General features: G+C 69.8%; 15 protein-coding genes and 2 pseudogenes. 9 read left to right on the forward strand and 8 right to left on the reverse strand.

The annotated features are described in order from the left end of the window. A pseudogene (locus tag A9X04_RS03845) lies at window positions 1-447 on the reverse strand (acyl-CoA/acyl-ACP dehydrogenase); the annotation flags it as partial. 113 nt (window positions 448-560) lie between these two features. Here A9X04_RS03845 and A9X04_RS03850 point away from each other — a divergent pair. The 3 genes from A9X04_RS03850 to A9X04_RS03860 are packed head-to-tail and all read left to right on the forward strand — an operon-like array spanning window position 561 to window position 3,556. Continuing rightward, the gene (locus tag A9X04_RS03850; protein WP_067917902.1) at window positions 561-1,538 is read left to right on the forward strand and encodes a phosphotriesterase; all 978 of its coding nucleotides are present in this window, start codon (window positions 561-563) and stop codon (window positions 1,536-1,538) included. Beyond that, window positions 1,539-3,035, forward strand: a complete 1,497-nt coding sequence (locus A9X04_RS03855) for an AMP-binding protein (RefSeq protein WP_067917904.1) — start codon at window positions 1,539-1,541, stop codon at window positions 3,033-3,035. A 44-nt stretch (window positions 3,036-3,079) separates the two neighbouring features. After that, window positions 3,080-3,556, forward strand: a complete 477-nt coding sequence (locus tag A9X04_RS03860; RefSeq protein ID WP_067917905.1) for a YbjN domain-containing protein — start codon at window positions 3,080-3,082, stop codon at window positions 3,554-3,556. On the opposite strand, the pseudogene A9X04_RS03865 reads toward A9X04_RS03860, so the two are convergent. Continuing rightward, window positions 3,553-4,792, reverse strand: a pseudogene (locus tag A9X04_RS03865) (acyltransferase family protein). The gene A9X04_RS03860 and the pseudogene A9X04_RS03865 overlap by 4 nt on opposite strands. 90 nt (window positions 4,793-4,882) lie before the next feature. On the opposite strand from A9X04_RS03865, the gene A9X04_RS03870 reads away from it, so the two are divergent. Beyond that, a complete protein-coding gene (locus tag A9X04_RS03870; RefSeq protein ID WP_158243974.1) occupies window positions 4,883-6,160 on the forward strand; it encodes a DUF3068 domain-containing protein in 1,278 nt (425 codons plus the stop codon). An 8-nt stretch (window positions 6,161-6,168) separates the two neighbouring features. Then, the gene (locus A9X04_RS03875; RefSeq protein WP_067917909.1) at window positions 6,169-7,932 is read left to right on the forward strand and encodes a hypothetical protein; all 1,764 of its coding nucleotides are present in this window, start codon (window positions 6,169-6,171) and stop codon (window positions 7,930-7,932) included. A gap of 18 nt (window positions 7,933-7,950) precedes the next feature. Here A9X04_RS03875 and A9X04_RS03880 read toward each other — a convergent pair whose 3' ends face one another. Continuing rightward, window positions 7,951-9,117, reverse strand: a complete 1,167-nt coding sequence (locus A9X04_RS03880; RefSeq protein ID WP_067917910.1) for a glycosyltransferase family 4 protein — start codon at window positions 9,115-9,117, stop codon at window positions 7,951-7,953. Window positions 9,118-9,178: 61 nt separating this feature from the next. Between A9X04_RS03880 and A9X04_RS03885 the strand changes: the two genes are divergently transcribed. The 4 genes from A9X04_RS03885 to A9X04_RS03895 all read left to right on the forward strand — a co-directional run bounded on the left by A9X04_RS03885 (window position 9,179) and on the right by A9X04_RS03895 (window position 12,576). Further along, window positions 9,179-9,952, forward strand: coding sequence for a class I SAM-dependent methyltransferase (locus tag A9X04_RS03885; protein ID WP_067917925.1), 774 nt, complete (start codon window positions 9,179-9,181; stop codon window positions 9,950-9,952). Between the two features lie 94 nt (window positions 9,953-10,046). After that, window positions 10,047-11,519: an aldehyde dehydrogenase gene (locus A9X04_RS03890; RefSeq protein WP_067917913.1), complete on the forward strand. Its 1,473-nt coding sequence runs from the start codon at window positions 10,047-10,049 to the stop codon at window positions 11,517-11,519. Between the two features lie 269 nt (window positions 11,520-11,788). Then, window positions 11,789-11,920, forward strand: a complete 132-nt coding sequence (locus A9X04_RS31865; protein WP_007167324.1) for a hypothetical protein — start codon at window positions 11,789-11,791, stop codon at window positions 11,918-11,920. 89 nt (window positions 11,921-12,009) lie between these two features. Further along, on the forward strand, window positions 12,010-12,576 hold the full coding sequence (locus A9X04_RS03895) for a TetR/AcrR family transcriptional regulator (RefSeq protein WP_067917927.1): 567 nt from the start codon (window positions 12,010-12,012) through the stop codon (window positions 12,574-12,576). A gap of 4 nt (window positions 12,577-12,580) precedes the next feature. Here the strand turns inward: A9X04_RS03895 and A9X04_RS03900 are convergent, their stop codons facing one another. From A9X04_RS03900 to A9X04_RS03920, 5 genes are all read right to left on the reverse strand, one after another. Next, window positions 12,581-12,877 carry a hypothetical protein gene (locus A9X04_RS03900; protein WP_067917915.1) on the reverse strand — a complete coding sequence of 99 codons (297 nt, stop codon included), beginning with the start codon at window positions 12,875-12,877 and terminating at the stop codon, window positions 12,581-12,583. Continuing rightward, on the reverse strand, window positions 12,874-14,379 hold the full coding sequence (locus tag A9X04_RS03905; protein ID WP_067917917.1) for a class I adenylate-forming enzyme family protein: 1,506 nt from the start codon (window positions 14,377-14,379) through the stop codon (window positions 12,874-12,876). The genes A9X04_RS03900 and A9X04_RS03905 overlap by 4 nt, the downstream gene beginning before the upstream one ends. A 60-nt stretch (window positions 14,380-14,439) precedes the next feature. Continuing rightward, the gene (locus A9X04_RS03910) at window positions 14,440-15,225 is read right to left on the reverse strand and encodes a crotonase/enoyl-CoA hydratase family protein (protein ID WP_067917929.1); all 786 of its coding nucleotides are present in this window, start codon (window positions 15,223-15,225) and stop codon (window positions 14,440-14,442) included. Window positions 15,226-15,332: 107 nt separating this feature from the next. Next, window positions 15,333-16,742 carry a wax ester/triacylglycerol synthase family O-acyltransferase gene (locus A9X04_RS03915; RefSeq protein WP_067917919.1) on the reverse strand — a complete coding sequence of 470 codons (1,410 nt, stop codon included), beginning with the start codon at window positions 16,740-16,742 and terminating at the stop codon, window positions 15,333-15,335. A gap of 44 nt (window positions 16,743-16,786) precedes the next feature. Further along, window positions 16,787-17,781 (reverse strand): alpha/beta hydrolase (locus A9X04_RS03920; RefSeq protein WP_067917921.1); only part of this gene is annotated, 995 nt, incomplete at its 5' end.

The raw sequence follows: 17,781 nt of genomic DNA on the forward strand, positions 1-17,781 counted from the left end.
GATCATGTCGGTCTGGTAGACGTCGGCGCCGTGGGTCTGCTCCGACAGCCCGAAGGCGAACACCTCGCCGGCCTCCAACTGCGCGGCGGCCTTGCGCTTGGCGTCGGAGTTGGCGCTCATCCAGATCGGGCCCAGGCCCAGCGCGGTGACCTGGAAGGGGTACCAGTAGCTCAGCCCGTAGAAGCCCACGATCTCGGCGAACTCGCTGATCCGGTAGGTGTCCCAGCGGCAATCGGCCGCACCGTGTTCCGACGGTGTCAACAGGGACGCGAAGATGCGCTCGCGGCCGATGTGGTCCAAAAACTCGGAGTACCAGACCCGTTCGTGGTCGTCGGACTTCAGCCGCGCCTTGCCCCGCGATTCGAAGAAGTCCACCGTCGCGGCCATGATCTCCCGTGAGCGCCGGTCGGGGTACTGACGTTGCAGGTGGTTGGGATTGAGCAGCATGACGGGCTCCCGCGGGTTCCGGTGAGGACGAGGGTGACGGTACTGCACCGTCGGGCGCTGCGGAACAAATCGGCACTGTTGTCCGACCACCGAGTCGACCTAGCATCAGTCACGTGTCAGAACTCAATACCGCTCGCGGCCCCATCGATACCGCCGACCTCGGCGTGACGCTCATGCACGAGCACGTGTTCATCATGACCACCGAGATCGCCCTGAACTATCCCGAAGCCTGGGGCGACGAGGAGAAGCGGGTGGCCGACGCGATCGCCCGCCTCAACGAGTTGAAGGCCCGCGGCGTGGACACCATCGTCGACCTCACCGTGATCGGGCTCGGCCGCTACATCCCGCGCATCGCGCGCGTGGCGGCGGCCACCGATCTGAATATCGTTGTGGCAACAGGTCTTTACACCTACAACGACATTCCGTTCCGGTTTCACTACGAGGGCCCCGGCGGCATGCTGGGCGGCCCAGAGATCATGACCGACATGTTCGTGAAGGACATCGAGCAGGGTATCGCCGACACCGGCGTCAAGGCCGGAATCCTCAAGTGCGCCACCGACGAGCCGGGCATCACCCCCGGCGTCGAGCGGGTGCTGCGTGCCGTCGCCCAGGCGCACAAGCGCACGGGGGTACCGATCTCCACGCATACCCATGCCGGCCTGCGCCGAGGCCTCGAGCAGCAACGCATCTTCGAAGAGGAAGGGGTCGACCTGACCCGGGTCGTGATCGGTCACTCCGGCGACAGCACCGACATCGGCTACCTCGAGGAACTCATCGCGGCGGGGTCATACCTCGGGATGGACCGCTTCGGCCTCGACGTGATCTCTCCGTTCGAAGAGCGGGTCAAGATCGTGGCGCAGATGTGCGAACGCGGCCACGCCGACAAGATGGTGCTCTCACACGACGCCAATTGCTACTTCGACGCACTGCCCGAAGAGCTCGTGCCGCAGATGGCGCCCAACTGGCACTACCTGCACATCCACAACGACGTCATCCCCGCCCTCAAGCAGCTCGGCGTCACCGACGAGCAGCTGCACACCATGCTGGTCGACAACCCCCGCCGCATCTTCGAGCGGCAGGGCGCCTATTAAATGACCCAGAGTGAGCCGGTCCCGCCGATCGGCACCCAGATCTCGGCGCTGGCCGACCTCGCGCCCGACGAGCCGGCGGTCACCTGCGACGGGCTGACCCTGACCCGCGCGGAGCTCGACGCCTCGACGAACCGGTTGGCCCGCGCCTACGCAGAGCGCGGCGTCGGCGTCGGCGACTACGTGACGATCGTGCTGCCCAACTCCGTCGAGTGGATCCAGGCCGCGGTGGCGTGCTGGAAGCTGGGGGCGGTGCCCCAGCCGCTGTCGGCGCGGTTACCGGACGCCGAGCTGCGGGGCCTGCTGGACCTTCGTCCGCCAGCCCTGCTGGTCGGCCGCGGGCACCACCAAATGCCTAGTGTCCCAGCGGGATTCATCCCAGATCCGACGTTGTCGGACGCGGCGTTGCCGGAGGCTGTATCGCCGGTGTGGAAGGCGATGGGCTCGGGCGGCAGCACGGGACGGCCCAAGCTCATCGAGTCCGGCGGCGACAGCCGGATACCGGCCGCCATCGGCTACCCGCTGGGCGCGCAGGAGGGCGACACCACGCTGGTGCCGATCCCGTTGTCCCACAACACGGGTTTCACCACCGCGACGCTCGCCCTGCTGATGCGCCATCACCTGGTCTTGATGAGCCGGTTCGACCCCGAGCGGTTCCTGCGGCTGATCACCGACCATCGCGTCACCTTCCTGACGACGGTGCCGACGATCATGCAGCGCACGCTGCCCGTGTACCACGCCGACCCGCAGTCCTACGACCTGTCGTCGATCCGGCGGTTCTGGCACATGGGTGCGCCGTGCCCGCCCGCCGTCAAACAGGCGTGGATCGAGCTGCTGGCCCCGGAGAAGGTGTGGGAACTCTACGGCGGCACCGAGTTACAGGCGCTCACCTTCATCTCCGGCGACCAATGGCTGACCCACCGCGGCTCGGTGGGTGTGGTGGTCGCCGGGGAGATGCAGGTGCTCGACGACGACGGCAATCCCTGCCCGCCCGGCGTGGTCGGCGAGATCTACATGCGGCCAAGCCCTGGTACCGCGCCCACCTACCGCTACGTCGGCGTCGAGGCGAAGACCCGCGACGGCTGGGACTCCCTGGGCGACCTCGGTCACTTCGACTCCGACGGGTTCTTGTACCTGTCCGACCGTCGCGTCGACATGTTCACCGTCGGCGGCCGCAACGTGTATCCGGCCGAGGTGGAGAACGCGCTCTCGGCGCACCCGGACGTGCTGTCCTGCCTCGTCGTCGGTGTTCCCGACCCGAACTCCGGCGACCTGGGACAGGTGCCCTACGCGCTGGTGCACACCGCCGACGGGTCCGCGCTCGACGCGGCGGGCGTGAGAGAGTTTCTGCGCGAACGCCTTTCGCAGTACAAGGTGCCACCCTCTCCCGATTTCGTCGAGTTCGTCGACGCTCCCCTGCGGGATGACGCCGGCAAGGCGCGGCGGTCGGCCGTGCGCGCCGAGATCATCGCGCGGCTGCAGGCGACCGAGCCGGCCTGAGGCTCACCAAGAATCCTCCAAGGCCGCGGCCGCACCATCGGGCCATGCAGATCGAACCGCTGAGCACGGAACTGATCGACCGTTACCTGCAATCGCGCCAGTTGCGGTTCTTCCGCAGCGACGACGGCGAGGAGTTCCTGATGCTGCCCGGCTACGAACGCGGCAAACTGCACGTGAACCTGCGGATCAACGGGTTGCGCCGCGACGTGTTCGAGATCTCGGTCAGCCCGGCCGGCTACTACCCCGCCGCCGAACGGCCCCGCCTGATGGAGCTGGTGAACGACTGGAACCGCGAAACCCATTGGCCCAAGGCGTTTGTGCGTGAGACCGCCCGGCCGGCCCAGGTCAGCGTCGTCGGCGAGAACGCCTACCTGCTGAGCGACGGCATCCACGTCGAGGGGCTCGGCCACCTCGTCCGGTCCACCGTGGAGTACGGGGCCGACCTGTTCGAGAAGATCGAGCGGGCGGTCTGCCTGCCGTCGGCGCACACGCTCGAAGAGTGGATGGACCGCACCGGCTAGGGTGCGATCGCGTCCGCCTCTGCGTCGACGGTATCGGGGGTTTCTTCTGGCTTCTCGCGTCTCTCCCAGCGCCGCAACGCTTCCCGGCAGGGTGACTCGACCAGCCCGTAGCTGACCGCGGCGATCGCCCACCCGAAGATCAGCGTGAGCGCCAGCACCGACGGCATCCGGCCGGTGAACGCGAAGGTCCCGAGCACCGGGAACACCATGGCCAGCGCCGCCAGGTGCCACACGAACAGGCCGTAGGACCACCGCCCCAGCGTCACCATGGCGGTGCCGCCCAACAGCCGGTGCGGGGTGTCCACCTTGTCCAGCACCAGCGGGGCGACCAGCGCGAGCGCCACCAGCGAGCCCGCCGCCGTCTTCACGGCGAACTGGGTGGCCGTGCCGGGAATCAGGCCCTCCGGTCCGGCCAGCGGGGACGCCGCCACCAGGTAGGCCAGCACGGCGACGACGCCCATCACCACGCGCCGGCGGGCCCACCGGTGCGGCAGGCCGATCGGGTTGTGCACCCATTCGGCCAGCAGCATGCCTGCGGCGAACCAGGAGAAGAAGGCCGGCGGCCAGTTGAGCGGGTTGGTGCCGGATCCGGAATGAATGGGCACCCAGCCCCAGGCCCAGCTCAGCGCGGCCAGGGCGGCGATGGCCGGCACCCGCGCGCCGACCGGCAGCCGCCGGGCGAGCAACGCCAGGATGGGCAGGGCCAGGTAGAAGCTGACCTCGACGGAAAGGCTCCACATCTGGGTCAGCCCGCCGGTGAGTGTGAGCGGCACATAGATCTGGGTCAGGGTCAGGTTGGCCAGCCACACCGTCGGGCTGGCGTGATCGGCGTCGGGCAACAGCGTCAGGATCACGACGACCGCCACCACGTAGGCCGGCATGATGCGCACCACCCGCGACCGCAGATAGTGGCCCGTGCGGGGTCGCGGTTGCAGGCCGCGCGCCGCCGCGGCGTGCCCGCGCCACAACAGGAAACCCGACAACGCGAAGAACACCGCGACGGCCAGATCGAAGCGGCCGAAGAGCCGGCCGGTGACGCCGCTGGAATGCCCGGTCTGGAAGGCGACGTGCGTGACGACCACGCCCATGGCCGCGCACGCGCGCATCCCCTCCACGGCGGGCAGGAAGCTGCGAACACCTCCCGCGCGCTGGCCATCCGTCACCCCCACAGTCTGCATCTGATGGGTGGGCAGAACGAATGGGTACACCCGAAGGACCCGCGCGCGACCGCGACAGGTTCGTAAGCCGGGGCCTTACGTTCGGCTGTTAGGGTCAAACGGGTTTGCGGCTGACGGCGCAAGAGAGCATCTAGGAGGGCACAGCGACGTGAACCGAGCAGTCATGTTGCGGTTCGCCGCATGCGGGATCATCGGACTCGGAGCCGCCCTGCTGATCGCCGCGTTGCTGTTGTCGACGTACACCACCAGCAGGATCACCAAGGTCCCACTCGACATCGACGCCACGCTGATCAGCGACGGCACCGGAACCGCGCTCGACTCCGCATCCCTGTCGACCGATCACGTCGTCGTCAACCAGAATGTGCCACTGGTGTCCCAGCAGCAGGTCAGCGTCGAGTCGCCCGCCAACGCCGACGTCGTCACGCTGCAGGTCGGAAGCTCGGTGCGGCGCACCGACAAGCAGAAGGACAGCGGCCTGTTGCTGGCGATCGTCGACACCGTGACGCTCAACCGCAAGACCGCGATGGCCGTCTCCGACGACACCCACGCCGGCGGCTCGGTCCAGAAGCCGCGCGCCTTCAACGACGAGAACCCGCCCACCGCGATGCCGCTCCGCCACGACGGCCTGGCCTACCGGTTCCCGTTCCACACCGAGAAGAAGACGTACCCCTACTTCGATCCGATCGCACAGAAGCCGTTCGACGTCAACTACGACAGCCAGGAAGACGTCAACGGCCTGACCACCTACAAGTTCACCCAGAACATCGGCTACAACGCCGAGGGCAAGCTGGTGGCCCCCGTCGCGTACCCGTCGCTGATGGCCGGCAACGAGGACGCCAAGCAGACCACGTCGGCGTCGATGTGGGGCATCCAAGGCGGGGACCCGAACGAGCAGATCACCATGACCCGCTACTACGCGGCGCAGCGCACCTTCTGGGTGGACCCGGTGTCGGGCACCATCGTCAAGGAAACCGAGCACGCCAACCATTACTTCGCCCGCGATCCGATGAAGCCGGAGCTGACGCTGGCCGACTATAAGGTCACCTCCAACCAGGACACCGTCGAATCGCAGGTCAACGCCGCCCGCGACGAGCGCGACCGACTGGCGCTGTGGTCGCGGGTGCTGCCCATCACGTTCACCGCGGTCGGGCTGATCGCGCTGGTCGGCGGCGGCCTGCTCGCCTCGTTCAGCCTGCGCACCGAGAGTGCGTTGACCGATCCCGGCCTGGACCGCGGTGACCAGGACTTCTTCGGCCGCAGCGGGCTCGAGGAGCCGGTGCCCGGCGCCGAGGCCGAAACCGAGAAGCTGCCCACCCAGCGCCCCAGGTCGCGGGACGATCCCGGCGGGGACGCGCCCACTCTGGGCGCCGACGAGCCACCCGGCTCCGGGCCGCCCGAGCCCACCGGTCCACCCGAACGGGAATAGCCCGCCGCGTGCGCTGGACCCGGCCCGGGTACGCCCTGGCCTTGGCGCTGCTGGTGGTCGGGCCGCTGCTCAAGCCCGGTTACCTGCTGCTGCGCGACGCGGTGTCCACGCCGCGCTCCTATGTGTCCGACACCGCGCTTGGTTTGACGGCGGCGCCGCGCGCGACGCCGCAGGACTTCGCGGTGGCGCTGGCCTCACACGTGCTCGACGGCGGCGTCCTGGTTAAGACGTTGCTCGTCCTGGGGCTCTGGCTCGCGGGGTGGGGTGCGGCCCGACTGGTCGCGACGGCGCTGCCCGACGCGGGCGCGCCCGGCCAGTTCGTCGCCACCACCCTGGCGATCTGGAACCCCTACGTCGCCGAGCGGCTGCTTCAGGGCCACTGGAGCCTGCTGGTCGGCTACGGCTGCCTGCCCTGGGTCGCGACGGCGATGCTGAGGCTGCGGACCGGCGCCGGCTCGTTCTTCGGGTTGACCTTCTGGATCGCGCTGGCCGGCCTGACGCCGACCGGTCTGCTGCTCGCCGCGACGACGGGGCTGGCCTGCGTCGCGGTCCCGACACAGGACCCGGCTGGGTCCTGGTCTCGCCGGCTGTGCGCCGCGGTGACGCTGGGCGCCGCGCTGGTGTGCGCGCTGCCCTGGCTGACCGCATCGGCGCTGGGCGCCGCGTTGCCCGCCCACGCGGCGGCGAACACCCTGGGGGTCGCGGCGTTCGCGCCGCGCGCCGAGCCGGGGCTGGGCACGCTCGGCAGCCTGGCCGCCCTGGGCGGGATCTGGAACGGCGAGGCGGTGCCGATCTCGCGGACCACGATGTTCGCGGTGGCGTCGGCCGCGGTGCTGCTGGGCGTGGTCGCGGCCGGGCTGCCGACGGTAATGCGCCGCCCCGCGGCGCGACCCCTGCTGGCGCTGGCGGCGGTGGCCGTGCTGGTTCCGGCCGCCCTGGCGACCGGCCCGGGCCTGCACCTGCTGGCCGCGCTGGTCGACACCGTGCCCGGCTTCGGCGTGCTGCGCGACGGGCAGAAGTGGGTGGCGCTGGCGATGCCTGGTTACGCGCTGGCCGGCGGGGGCGTGGTGGTGACGCTGCGCAGGTGGGTGCCGCCGCCGGCGAATGTGGTGGCGGCCCCGGTCTGCTGCCTCGCGCTGGTCTTCGGGTTGCCCGACCTGGCCTGGGGGGTGTGGGGCCAGGTGTCGCCGGTGCACTATCCCCGCGGCTGGGCGGCGGTGGCGGCCCAGATCAACGCCGCGCCCGCGACGGTGGCGGTGTTGCCGGCCGGCACCATGCGGCTCTACTCCTGGGCGGGCCGGGCGCCGGTGCTGGATCCGTTGCCCCGCTGGGTGCGCGCCGACGTGCTCAGCACGGGCGACCTGGTGATCTCGGGGACCGTCATCCCGGGCGAGGGCGCCCGCGCCCGGGCGGTGCAGCAGTTGCTGCTGACCGGGCCCGCGCCGTCCGCGCTGGCCCCGGCGGGCGTGGGGTGGCTGGTCGTGGAGTCGGACACCGCGGGGGACATGGGCGCGGCCGCGCGCACTCTCGACGCGCTCACCCCGATCTACCGCGACGACCAGCTCGCGCTCTACCGGATCGGCGGCGCCACCCCGGGGGTGTCCGCCACGGCCCGCACGGCGACGCTGACCGCGCATCTGGCCTGGCTGGCGGCGCTCGTCGTGGGCGGCGCCGGCGCGCTGGCCGGCCGTGCCCGGCGATCGCGGTCGGTTGTGCCACCGCGACACGCAAACGACGGCGACGACGCGCCGGAAAACCCCGCCAGGGATTAAGTCTGGCGACCGTCCCGGTCAGCCGCGGCCGTTGATTAGGCCGCTGACGAAGTCGCCCGTTCGCACGGCCTCCAGCACCGTGCGCATGGCGTCGGCGCTCTGCCGCCACGAGAATTCACCGCTTCGGGTGTACGCCTTGGCGCCGAGTTGATCGCGCAACACCGGGTCGGACAGCAGCTCGTCGAGGCGATCCACCAGCTCGGCGTGGGTGTCCACCAGGATGCCGGTCACCTCGTCGACGATCGAATCCGACAGGCCGCCCGAGGACCGGTAGCCGATGGTCGGCACCCGGTGCTGGGCGGCCTCCACGACCGCCAGGCCCCACCCCTCCTTGCGCGAGGGCAGCAGCTGCACCCAGGAGCTCTGCAGCACATGGTGTTTGGTCACGTCGTCGACGTGGCCGTGAAATGTCACCGCGTCGGGGATGCCGAGCCGGCGGACGTGGTCGACGAGCCGCTGCCGCCACCAACCGTCGCCGACGATGTCCAGGTGCAGGCCCGGCATCCGGGGCCGCAGCTGGGCCACGGCCTCCAGCGCGTCCTCGATCTGCTTGTGCGGCACCAACCGCGACAGCACCACCACCCGCGGGGCGGCGGCGCGGGGGCCGGTCAGCGAGCGCGCCGGGGCCTCGTCGAGCCCGTTGCGCACCACCGCGATTCGCGCGTTGTCGACGCCCAGCGTCAGCAGGTCGCGCGCCGACGGCAGCGATACCGTCACGTACTGGTTGCACCGGTTCAGCCACGGCGACAACCTCGACTCGACGAACCAGCCGAGCCGGCCGAGCACCGGCCCCGCCACCGGCCATTGCTCGCGGTGACAGTGGTGCACCAGGACCACCACCCGCCGGCCGTAGACGAGCCGGGCGAGGAACGGCAGGCCGTTCTGGGTGTCGACGACAACGTCGGGCCGCACCCGCCGCAACGGTCCGACCCCGAGCCGCGCCGCCACCATCGCGAGCAAAGCCCAGACGTAGACGGAGTACCGGCCGCCGGCACGGTCGATGCGCACGCCGTCGACCACCTCGCGGCGGGGCGCGCCGGGATAGCGGGCGGTGCGCAGCGTGACGGCGACGCCGGACGCGGCCAGCTGCGCGCCGATGCGTTGCAAGTAGGCCTCGCTGCCGCCACCCTGTGGGTGTCCGGTATCGCGCCAGCACAGCAGGAGCACGGAGCGCAGACCAGACATCACTGGTCAGCCTAGCTCGGCGATGGCCCGCAATCGCGCTGCGTAGGGTTGGCCGGTGCCCGTGAACCCGCCCTGCACCCAGGTCTTCGCGCGGCGGGCGACCCTGGGCCGGGCGGTGCGGCTGCTCTCGGAGTTCCGCTTCGAGCAGTCCGACCCGGCCCGGTTCTACGGCGCGCTGGCGGCGGACACCGCGGCGATGATCAGCGACCTGTGGCGGGCCGCGCGCGGCGAGCCCCCGACCGGCCGCACCGTGCTCGACGTCGGCGGCGGGCCCGGCTACTTCTCGGCCGCGTTCGACGACATCGGTCTCCGCTACATAGGCGTCGAACCCGACCCCAGCGAGATGCACGCCGCGGAACGGTCCCCCGCGGACGGCCCCGGAGCCTTCGTCCGCGCATCGGGTATGGCGCTGCCGTTCGCCGACGACTCGGTGGACATCTGCCTGTCATCGAACGTCGCCGAGCACGTGCCGCGCCCGTGGCAGCTGGGCAACGAGATGCTGCGGGTGACCAAGCCCGGCGGGCTGGCCGTGCTCTCCTACACCGTCTGGCTGGGCCCGTTCGGTGGGCACGAGACGGGCCTGGCCCATTACCTCGGTGGCGCCCGCGCCGCCGCCCGCTATGCCCGCAAACACGGGCATCCGGCGAAAAACAACTACGGGTCGTCGTTGTTCGCGGTGTCCGCGGCCGAAGGGCTCGACTGGGCCGCGAGCACGGGGGCGGCGGTGGCCGCATTTCCCCGCTACCACCCTCGATGGGCATGGTGGCTGACGTCGGTCCCGCTGCTGCGGGAGTTCGGGGTCAGCAATCTGGTGCTGGTGCTTCGGCCCCGATAATGAAACATGTTCTCGTTTTGCGCCGGCTTGGGTAGGGTGGCGCCATGCGCGCCGGCGACGATGCAGCGCGAAGCAATGAGGAGGAGCGGCGCAGATGCCAGAGAGCCAAACGACGGAATACGACAAGCTTTTCATCGGCGGCAAGTGGACCGCGCCGTCGACCGACGAGGTGATCGAGGTGCGCTGCCCGGCCACGGGCGAGTACGTCGGCAAGACGCCCATGGCGGCGGCGGCCGACGTGGACGCCGCGGTCGCCGCGGCCCGCGCGGCGTTCGATAACGGACCCTGGCCCACGACGCCACCCAAGGAGCGCGCGGCCGTGATCGCCAACGCGCTCAAGCTGATGGAGGAGCGCAAGGACCACTTCACCCAGCTGCTGGCGGCCGAGACCGGCCAGCCCCCGATGGGCGTCGAGACCATGCACTGGATGAGCTCCATCGGGGCGCTGAACTTCTTCGCCGGCCCCGCCGTCGACCAGGTCAAGTGGAAAGAGGTCCGCACCGGCGGGTACGGGCAGAGCATCGTCTACCGCGAACCCATCGGCGTCGTAGGCGCGATCGTCGCGTGGAACGTGCCGCTGTTCCTGGCCGTCAACAAGCTGGGCCCGGCGCTGCTGGCCGGCTGCACCGTGGTGCTCAAACCGGCCGCCGAAACCCCCCTGAGCGCCAACGCTTTGGCGGAGGCCTTCGCCGAGGCCGGGCTGCCCGAGGGGGTGCTGTCGGTGGTGCCCGGCGGAATCGAGACGGGACAGGCACTCACCTCCAACCCGGGTGTCGACCTCTTCTCCTTCACCGGCAGCTCGGCCGTCGGCAAGGAGATCGGCCGGCGCGCCGCGGACATGCTCAAGCCGTGCACGCTGGAACTCGGCGGCAAGTCCGCGGCCATCGTCCTCGAGGACGTGGACCTGGCGTCCGCCGTCCCGATGCTGGTGTTCTCCGGGATCATGAACACCGGGCAGGCCTGCGTGGCCCAGACCCGCATCCTGGCGCCGCGTTCGCGCTACGACGAAATCGTGGATGCGGTAGGCACTTTCGTGCAGGCGCTGCCGGTGGGCCTGCCGTCGGACCCGGCCGCCCAGATCGGCTCGCTGATCTCGGAGAAGCAGCGCGCCCGGGTCGAGGGCTACATCGCCAAGGGCATCGAGGAGGGCGCGCGGCTGGTGTGCGGCGGCGGCCGGCCCGAGGGCCTGGACAGCGGCTTCTTCGTGCAGCCGACGGTGTTCGCCGACGTCGACAACAAGATGACGATCGCCCAGGAGGAGATCTTCGGGCCCGTGCTGAGCGTCATCCCCTACGACACCGAGGAGGACGCGATCAAGATCGCCAACGACTCGGTGTACGGCCTGGCCGGCAGCGTGTGGACCGCCGACGTGGAGCGCGGCATCTCGGTGGCGGAGAAGATCCGCACGGGGACCTACGCGATCAACTGGTACGCCTTCGATCCCTGTTGCCCCTTCGGCGGTTACAAGAACTCGGGCATCGGGCGTGAGAACGGCCCCGAGGGCGTCGAGCACTTCACTCAGCAGAAGAGCGTGCTCATGCCGATGGGTTACACCATCGAGGGCTGACGCCTAGCGCCGAACGCGCATCCACCCGCGAAACACAGCAGGTCGCGGTGGGTGCGCGTTCGGCGTTTGCGGCCAGCCCGGGCTGAGGATTATGCAATAGGGCATAGAAACATCGCTAGTTACTCACTCGTAAATTAAGAGGCAGCGCGGTGCTATCACGAGTTTTGCGTGCTTCTGCGCTTATATAGGCAATAAAACTTGCTTACTGGACCGTTGTCTTATATGCTTCTCAGCATAATCATCGGCGGCGCTCAGGCCGGGAGAGAATCATGTGGATCATCGAGCTGAATATCGGCGGCTATCAATTCACCCGCGAGATGCCCGACCTCAAACGCCGGAGTTTCCGCTTCAGCCCGCGCGGCATGCATTGGCCGGTGCTGCGGCACTCACACGCTGCATGACGTTAGCCACGGGAGGCACGCCAGTGGCGACCACGAGCGAAACGCTGCAGGACCCCAGCCCGACGAAGCGCGGCGGCACGCGCCGGAAAATGCTGGCCAGCGCCGCCGAGGTGATGCGCGAGCGAGGCGCCGCGGGGGTGACCATCGACGCGGTGCTCGCCCGCAGCGGTGCACCGCGCGGCTCGGTCTACTACCACTTTCCCGACGGCCGCAATCAGATCCTGATCGAGGCGCTGCGCTATTCCGGTGACTCCATCACCGCGATGATCGACGACGCCGCCGAGCAGGGTGCCCGGGTGCTGCTGGGCAAGTTCGTCGAGTTCTGGGAGCGCCTGCTGACCGAGGGTGGGTTCAGCGCCGGCTGCCCGGTGGTGGCCGCGGCGATCGGCTCGGACGACGACGACGCCAAGCTCTCCGCGGAGGCCGGCGCCATCCTGGGCCGCTGGTGCGCCGCGCTGACGCTGGCATTCACCCACGACGGCTTCGAGGAACCCTGCGCCGCCTCGCTGGCGGTGATGTCGATCGCCGCGCTGGAGGGCGCCATCGTGCTGTCCCGCTCGACCGGCAGCATCGACCCGTTGCGCCAGGTCGGCGATCAGCTCGAATTCTTGATCAAGGCAAGGGAATTCGTGCTACGCAACAATATCGGGGAGTGATCCCTCAGTCGCTGGCCGGCAGCGGGTTGACCTCTTTGAGCTGCAGCGCGGTCGCACCGACGCTCAGGCTCCCGGCACCCGGCTTGGTCACCAGCACCTCGGCACCGGTCTCGTCGACGTAGCGCTTGCCCATCACGGTGCCGTCGGCGAACGAGGGATCCAGTTCGCCCGAACGCTCGGCGCCTATCGGCACCATCGGCGCACCGCCGCACCGCAGGTCGTCGAGGCTGTCGGCGCTCCTGACGACGATCACCTGCGTGTCACACACCTGGCTGGCCAGGCGGGTTCCATTCTTGATCATGCGCGTAGCCCTTCCAGCGTCTCGATGATCTCCCGGCGAAGCACTTTGCCGGTGGGGGTCGTGGGCAGCTCGTCGCGAAACACCACCCGGTCCGGGGTTCGCGACCCGCGCAAGCTTTTCCGGACGTGCTCGCGCAGTTCCTCGGGATCGGGGTCCGCGCCGGGCCGAGGCACCACCACCGCGACGATCGCCTGACCCCACTGCGGATCCTCCACCCCGACCACGGCGACGTCGCGCACGTGCGGGTGCTCGACCAGGACCTCTTCGAGCTCGGCGGGCGCGATGTTCTCGCCGCCGCGGATGATGGTGTCGTCGCTGCGACCGCCGATGAACAGGTACCCGTCCTCGTCCAGCATCGCGACGTCTCTGGTTGGGAACCAACCGTTTTCGTCGAGCACCGAACCGATGCCGGTGTAGCGTCCGGAGACCTGCTCGCCCCGGACGAACAGCTCACCGGTCTGCCCGGCCCCGAGCACGTTGCCGTCTTCGTCGCGGATCTCGATCTCGATGCCGGGCACCGGCCGTCCGACCGAGGCCAACCGCCTGGCGACGTCGGGCTCGGCCGCGGCCTGCGCCGCTCGGTGGTCGTCGGGGGTCAGCACCGCGATGGTCGAGCTCGTCTCGGTCAGGCCGTAGGCGTTGACGAAGCCGACCCCGGGCAGCAGCTCCAGGGCGCGGCGGACCAGCGGCAGCCCCACCTTGGACCCGCCGTAGGCCAGGTTGCGCAGCGAGGGCAGCTCGTGGCCCTCGGCCTCGAGGGTGGCGACGATGCGATCGAGCATGGTGGGCACGACGGTCGCGGTGGTCACGTTCTCGGCGTTGATCAGCCGAACCCATTCCCGCGCATCGAAATTCGGCAGGTAGACCATCTTGCGCCCGGCGTACAGGTTCGACAGCGCGGCGCCCACCCCGGCGATGTGATAGGGCGGCACGCAGATCAGGGCGGCGTCGCTCTCGGCGGCCGATTCGAATTCCACCGTGCCGGTGACGTAGCTGGTCAGGTTGTTGTGCGACAGCTCCACCGCCTTGGGCTGCGACGTGGTGCCCGAGGTGAACAGGACGACCGCGACCGAGTCGGGGTCGGGAAACTCGGCGGCGGGCTCAGCGTCGCGCGCGGCCGCCAGGAATTCGTCGGTGGTCATCAGCCGGCCGGGGGCGTCGCCGACCATGTCCCGGTAGCGGTCGTCGACGATCACCAGCGGCTCGGGCAGGCGCTCGATCAGCGCGCGGATGCCGTCGGCCGAGAGCCGGTAATTGAGCGGGGTGAAGGGCAGCCCGGCGCGCGCGGCCGAAAAGATCAGCACCGGCAGCATCGCGCCGCCGGTGCCCACGTAGACCACGTGTTGGGCGTTCGATCCCGCGATCACCCCGGCGCCACCGTCGGCGAGATCGCTGAGCTGCTGCGTCGTCAGCCGCAGAGCGCCCGAGGAGCCCTCGGACACCACGGCCGTGCGGTCGGGATTGCTCGACGTGGCCATCTCGAGCAGCAGCGAAATGCTCATCCTCGGTCTTTCCGGTTCCCCAGCGGTTTACAAAACTAAGCCACAGTGTAACTCGGCAACTCAGCTGCCCGTCCAGCGCGGCGGGCGCTTCTCGGCGAAGGCGATGGCGCCCTCTTTGGCGTCGTTGGACGCGAAGACCGGGGTCAGGATCTTGCCTTGCTCGGCGAACATGTTGTCGGGGGTCCAGCCGCGGGACTCGACGATGATCCGCTTGGTGGCGGCCACCGCGAGCGGCCCGTTGGCGGCGATCCTCTCCGCCAGCGCGATGGCCTCGTCGAGGGCCTTGCCGGGCTCGGCCAGCACGTTGACCAGCCCCAGCTCGTAGGCGCGCTCGGCAGGCAGGTTGTCGCCGGTGAGGGCGAGCTCCATGGCGATGGCCGAGGGGATGCGCTGAGGCAGCCGCAGCAGCCCGCCGCCGCCGGCGACCAGGCCGCGTTTCACCTCGGGGATGCCGAAGGCCGACTCCCTGGACGCGACGATCAGGTCGGTGGCCAAGGCCAATTCGGTGCCGCCGGCCAGGGCGTAGCCCTCGACCGCCGCGATGAGCGGCTTGACCGGTGGACGCTCGGTGAAGCCCATGCCGCGGCCCTCGACGATGGGCACCTCGCCGCGTGCGAAGGCCTTGAGGTCCATGCCCGCGCAGAACGATCCGCCGGCGCCGGTGAGGATGCCCACCGAAAGGCCCGCGTCGCCGTCGAGCCGGTCGACGGCGTCGGCCAGGCCGCGCGCCACCGCGGCGTTGACCGCGTTCTTGGCCTTGGGCCGGTTGATCGTGATGATCAGGATCCGGTCCCGTTGTTCGACCAGGACTTCGGGTTCTTCGGCTGCTTCGCTCCCAGTGCTCACGTGCCGCACAGCTCCTTCGGGGTCGGGGTGGCTGCTGTCCGACCGATGGTAGCGGTCGACCAGAACGCGATTAACGTCAGGCGAGAGCGCCGTTCCCTCCGGACGGCTCAGGCCGGCGCCATCGCGGCCTCGACCACGGTGAGCTCCTCGGAAAGCCCTGCGGCCCTTCGTATTTCGATGAAATCGGCGACCATGGCCTCGGTCACCTCGTGCGGGTCCTTGAGCGTGGCGCCGTCGGAGAGCACCGAGATGTTGAGCTGGTCGACGTAGCTCCAGACGGTGATGTTGAGGCCGCTGCCTGCGGTCAACGGGCCCACCGAGTAGATCTCGGTGACGAGCGCCCCGCCGACTCGGCCGCGTTCGCGCGGGCCGGGAACGTTGGAGATGTTCAGGTTGAGGATCTTGTTGTGGCCGTCGCGCCCGGACGCCCAGCGGAAGAAGGCCTGGGTGGGCGCGGGCGGCATGTAGGCCGCCCAGCGGCTGACCAGTTCCGGTCCCATCAGCTGGTTGCTCTCCTTGGCGGCGATGGCGTTCTCGTGGGTGCACCGGACCCGCTCCAGCGGATCGTCGGAGTCCGTCGGCAGGCCCACGAGCACACCGGTGAAGCGGTTCCCGGAGATGCGCTCGGGCGAGAAGTCGAAACTCATCGGCACCGACGCCAGCAGCGGTTCGGCCTTGCCGTCGTAGCGCAGCAGCAGGGTCCGCAGGGCGCCGGCCGACATGGCCAGCACCATGTCGTTGATGGTCGCCCCGAGCCGCTTGCCGGTCTCCTTGACGTCGGCCAGCGCCAGCGTGGCGGTGGCGAACCGGCGTTCGGGCGTGATCTTGTGGTTCATGAAGGTTGGCGGCGGCTCGAACGGCCGCGTCAGCTCCGGCGACAGCTTGCGCGAGCTGCGCCGCACCCGGCCCAGGCCCTCGGCCGTGTAGCGGATCGTGTGCGGGATCCGGCTGACGTGGCGCAGGTGGTCCGCGAAGGCCGAACTCAACAGCTGGCGCGTGGTGGGTGCCGGGTCGCACAGGTACGGGCCACCCTCCGGCCCCGGCTGCAGGTCCATGCCGCGGGCCATCAGGTTGGCCGAAGCGACGCCGTCGGCGAGCGCGTGGTGGATCTTGCCGACCACCGCGATCCGGTTGTTGGCCAGGCCTTCGATGAAGTACATCTCCCACAGCGGGCGGCTGCGGTCCAACGGCGTGCTGGCGATGCGCCCGATCGCCTCGTCCAGCTCGCGCCGCCCGCCCGGCGCGGGCAGCCGCCACGGCCGGATGTGGTAGTCCAGGTCGACGTCGCAGTGCTCCCGCCACATCGGATGGTGGAGCTTCAACGGGATCTCGACCAGCTGGTAGCAGAACGGCTCGAGCTTGTTCAGGCGGCCGCGGATGACTTCGCGGAACGCGCCGATGTCGAAGTCACGCCGATCGGAATCGAGTTCGATCACAGCGGCTTTGATCGTGTGCATGTGCACGTTCGGCGTTTCGCTGTACAACAGGACCGCGTCCCACCCGCTCAGCCGTTTCACCGCTGCCCCTTACCCATAAAGGGACCATACTCAGCGGCGGCTGCTCAGATAACCTCTTTGGCCGCGTTTGTCTTGGTGCGATGAACCTGGTTGAGGAACAGCGAAGTCGCGTGCGCGGCCGCGCCCGCCCGCTCCCCGTCGATGAGGTCGTAGCCGTGGCCCGCGCCCGGCAGCTCCAGGTAGCCCACCATCGAATGCGAGACGTCCCGCATCCGGTCGACGAAGCTGCGGGCCTGCTCGACGGGGATGACGCTGTCCCTGCTGCCGTGAATCACCAAGAACGGCGGCGCATTTCGATGCACGCGCGCCATCGGCGACGCGTCGCGGAACACCTCGGGGTGGCGGGCGATCCTGCGCTTGACCACCACCCGCTCCAGGAAGTCGACGAACCGGTCGCGCTCGGGAGTCGAGCGATCCTCCCAGTCGTAGCGACCGTAGATGCCGACCACCGCGTCCACCGAGGTGTTGGCGCCCTCGGGCAGCTTCGCGTGATACTGCGGGTCGTCTGGGGTCAGCCCGGCCAGTGCGGACAGGTGCCCGCCGGCCGAACAACCCGCCACCGCGACGAAATCGCGGTCACCGCCGAACTTGTCGACGTTGGCGCGGGCCCAGGCGATGGCGGTCTTGACGTCGATGATGTGCCGCGGCCAGCGGTGGTGCGGCGCGACGCGGTAGTCGATCGCCAGGCAGACCCAGCCCTGCTCGGCCAGCCGGGACATCAGGGCGGAACCCTGGCCCATGGCCTTGCCGTGCACCCAGGCGCCGCCCGGGACGAAGATCAGCACCGGCGCAGGCTGCGCGGGCAGGTCCTTGCGGCGCCAGACGTCGAGCACCTGCGCGGGGTGGTCCCCGTAGTGGACCGCGCGCCGGTGCAGGTACCGGCGCTGGCGCACCGCATCCCAGATCGGCGGCGTCCGCAGCGCGGTGGGCCACTCCAGCTCGAGGTCCGCGGCCGACACGATCCCGCGCAGCGCCGCGACGGAGACGTCCCGGGCGCTCAACCCGTCGGGGAGGCGGGCGTCGTCGCCGTCGGGCGACG

Source organism: Mycobacterium sp. E3247 (assembly GCF_001667785.1).
GTDB lineage: Bacteria > Actinomycetota > Actinomycetes > Mycobacteriales > Mycobacteriaceae > Mycobacterium.

Bases quoted from the DNA above. Each gene is read 5' to 3' on its own strand.
- A9X04_RS03855 (WP_067917904.1), top strand. From the start codon at position 1,539: ATGACCCAGAGTGAGCCGGTCCCGCCGATCGGCACCCAGATCTCGGCG.
- A9X04_RS03860 (WP_067917905.1), top strand. From the start codon at position 3,080: ATGCAGATCGAACCGCTGAGCACGGAACTGATCGACCGTTACCTGCAA.
- A9X04_RS03880 (WP_067917910.1), bottom strand. From the start codon at position 9,117: ATGTCTGGTCTGCGCTCCGTGCTCCTGCTGTGCTGGCGCGATACCGGA.
- A9X04_RS03890 (WP_067917913.1), top strand. From the start codon at position 10,047: ATGCCAGAGAGCCAAACGACGGAATACGACAAGCTTTTCATCGGCGGC.
- A9X04_RS31865 (WP_007167324.1), top strand. From the start codon at position 11,789: ATGTGGATCATCGAGCTGAATATCGGCGGCTATCAATTCACCCGCGAG.
- A9X04_RS03895 (WP_067917927.1), top strand. From the start codon at position 12,010: ATGCTGGCCAGCGCCGCCGAGGTGATGCGCGAGCGAGGCGCCGCGGGG.
- A9X04_RS03900 (WP_067917915.1), bottom strand. From the start codon at position 12,877: ATGATCAAGAATGGAACCCGCCTGGCCAGCCAGGTGTGTGACACGCAG.
- A9X04_RS03905 (WP_067917917.1), bottom strand. From the start codon at position 14,379: ATGAGCATTTCGCTGCTGCTCGAGATGGCCACGTCGAGCAATCCCGAC.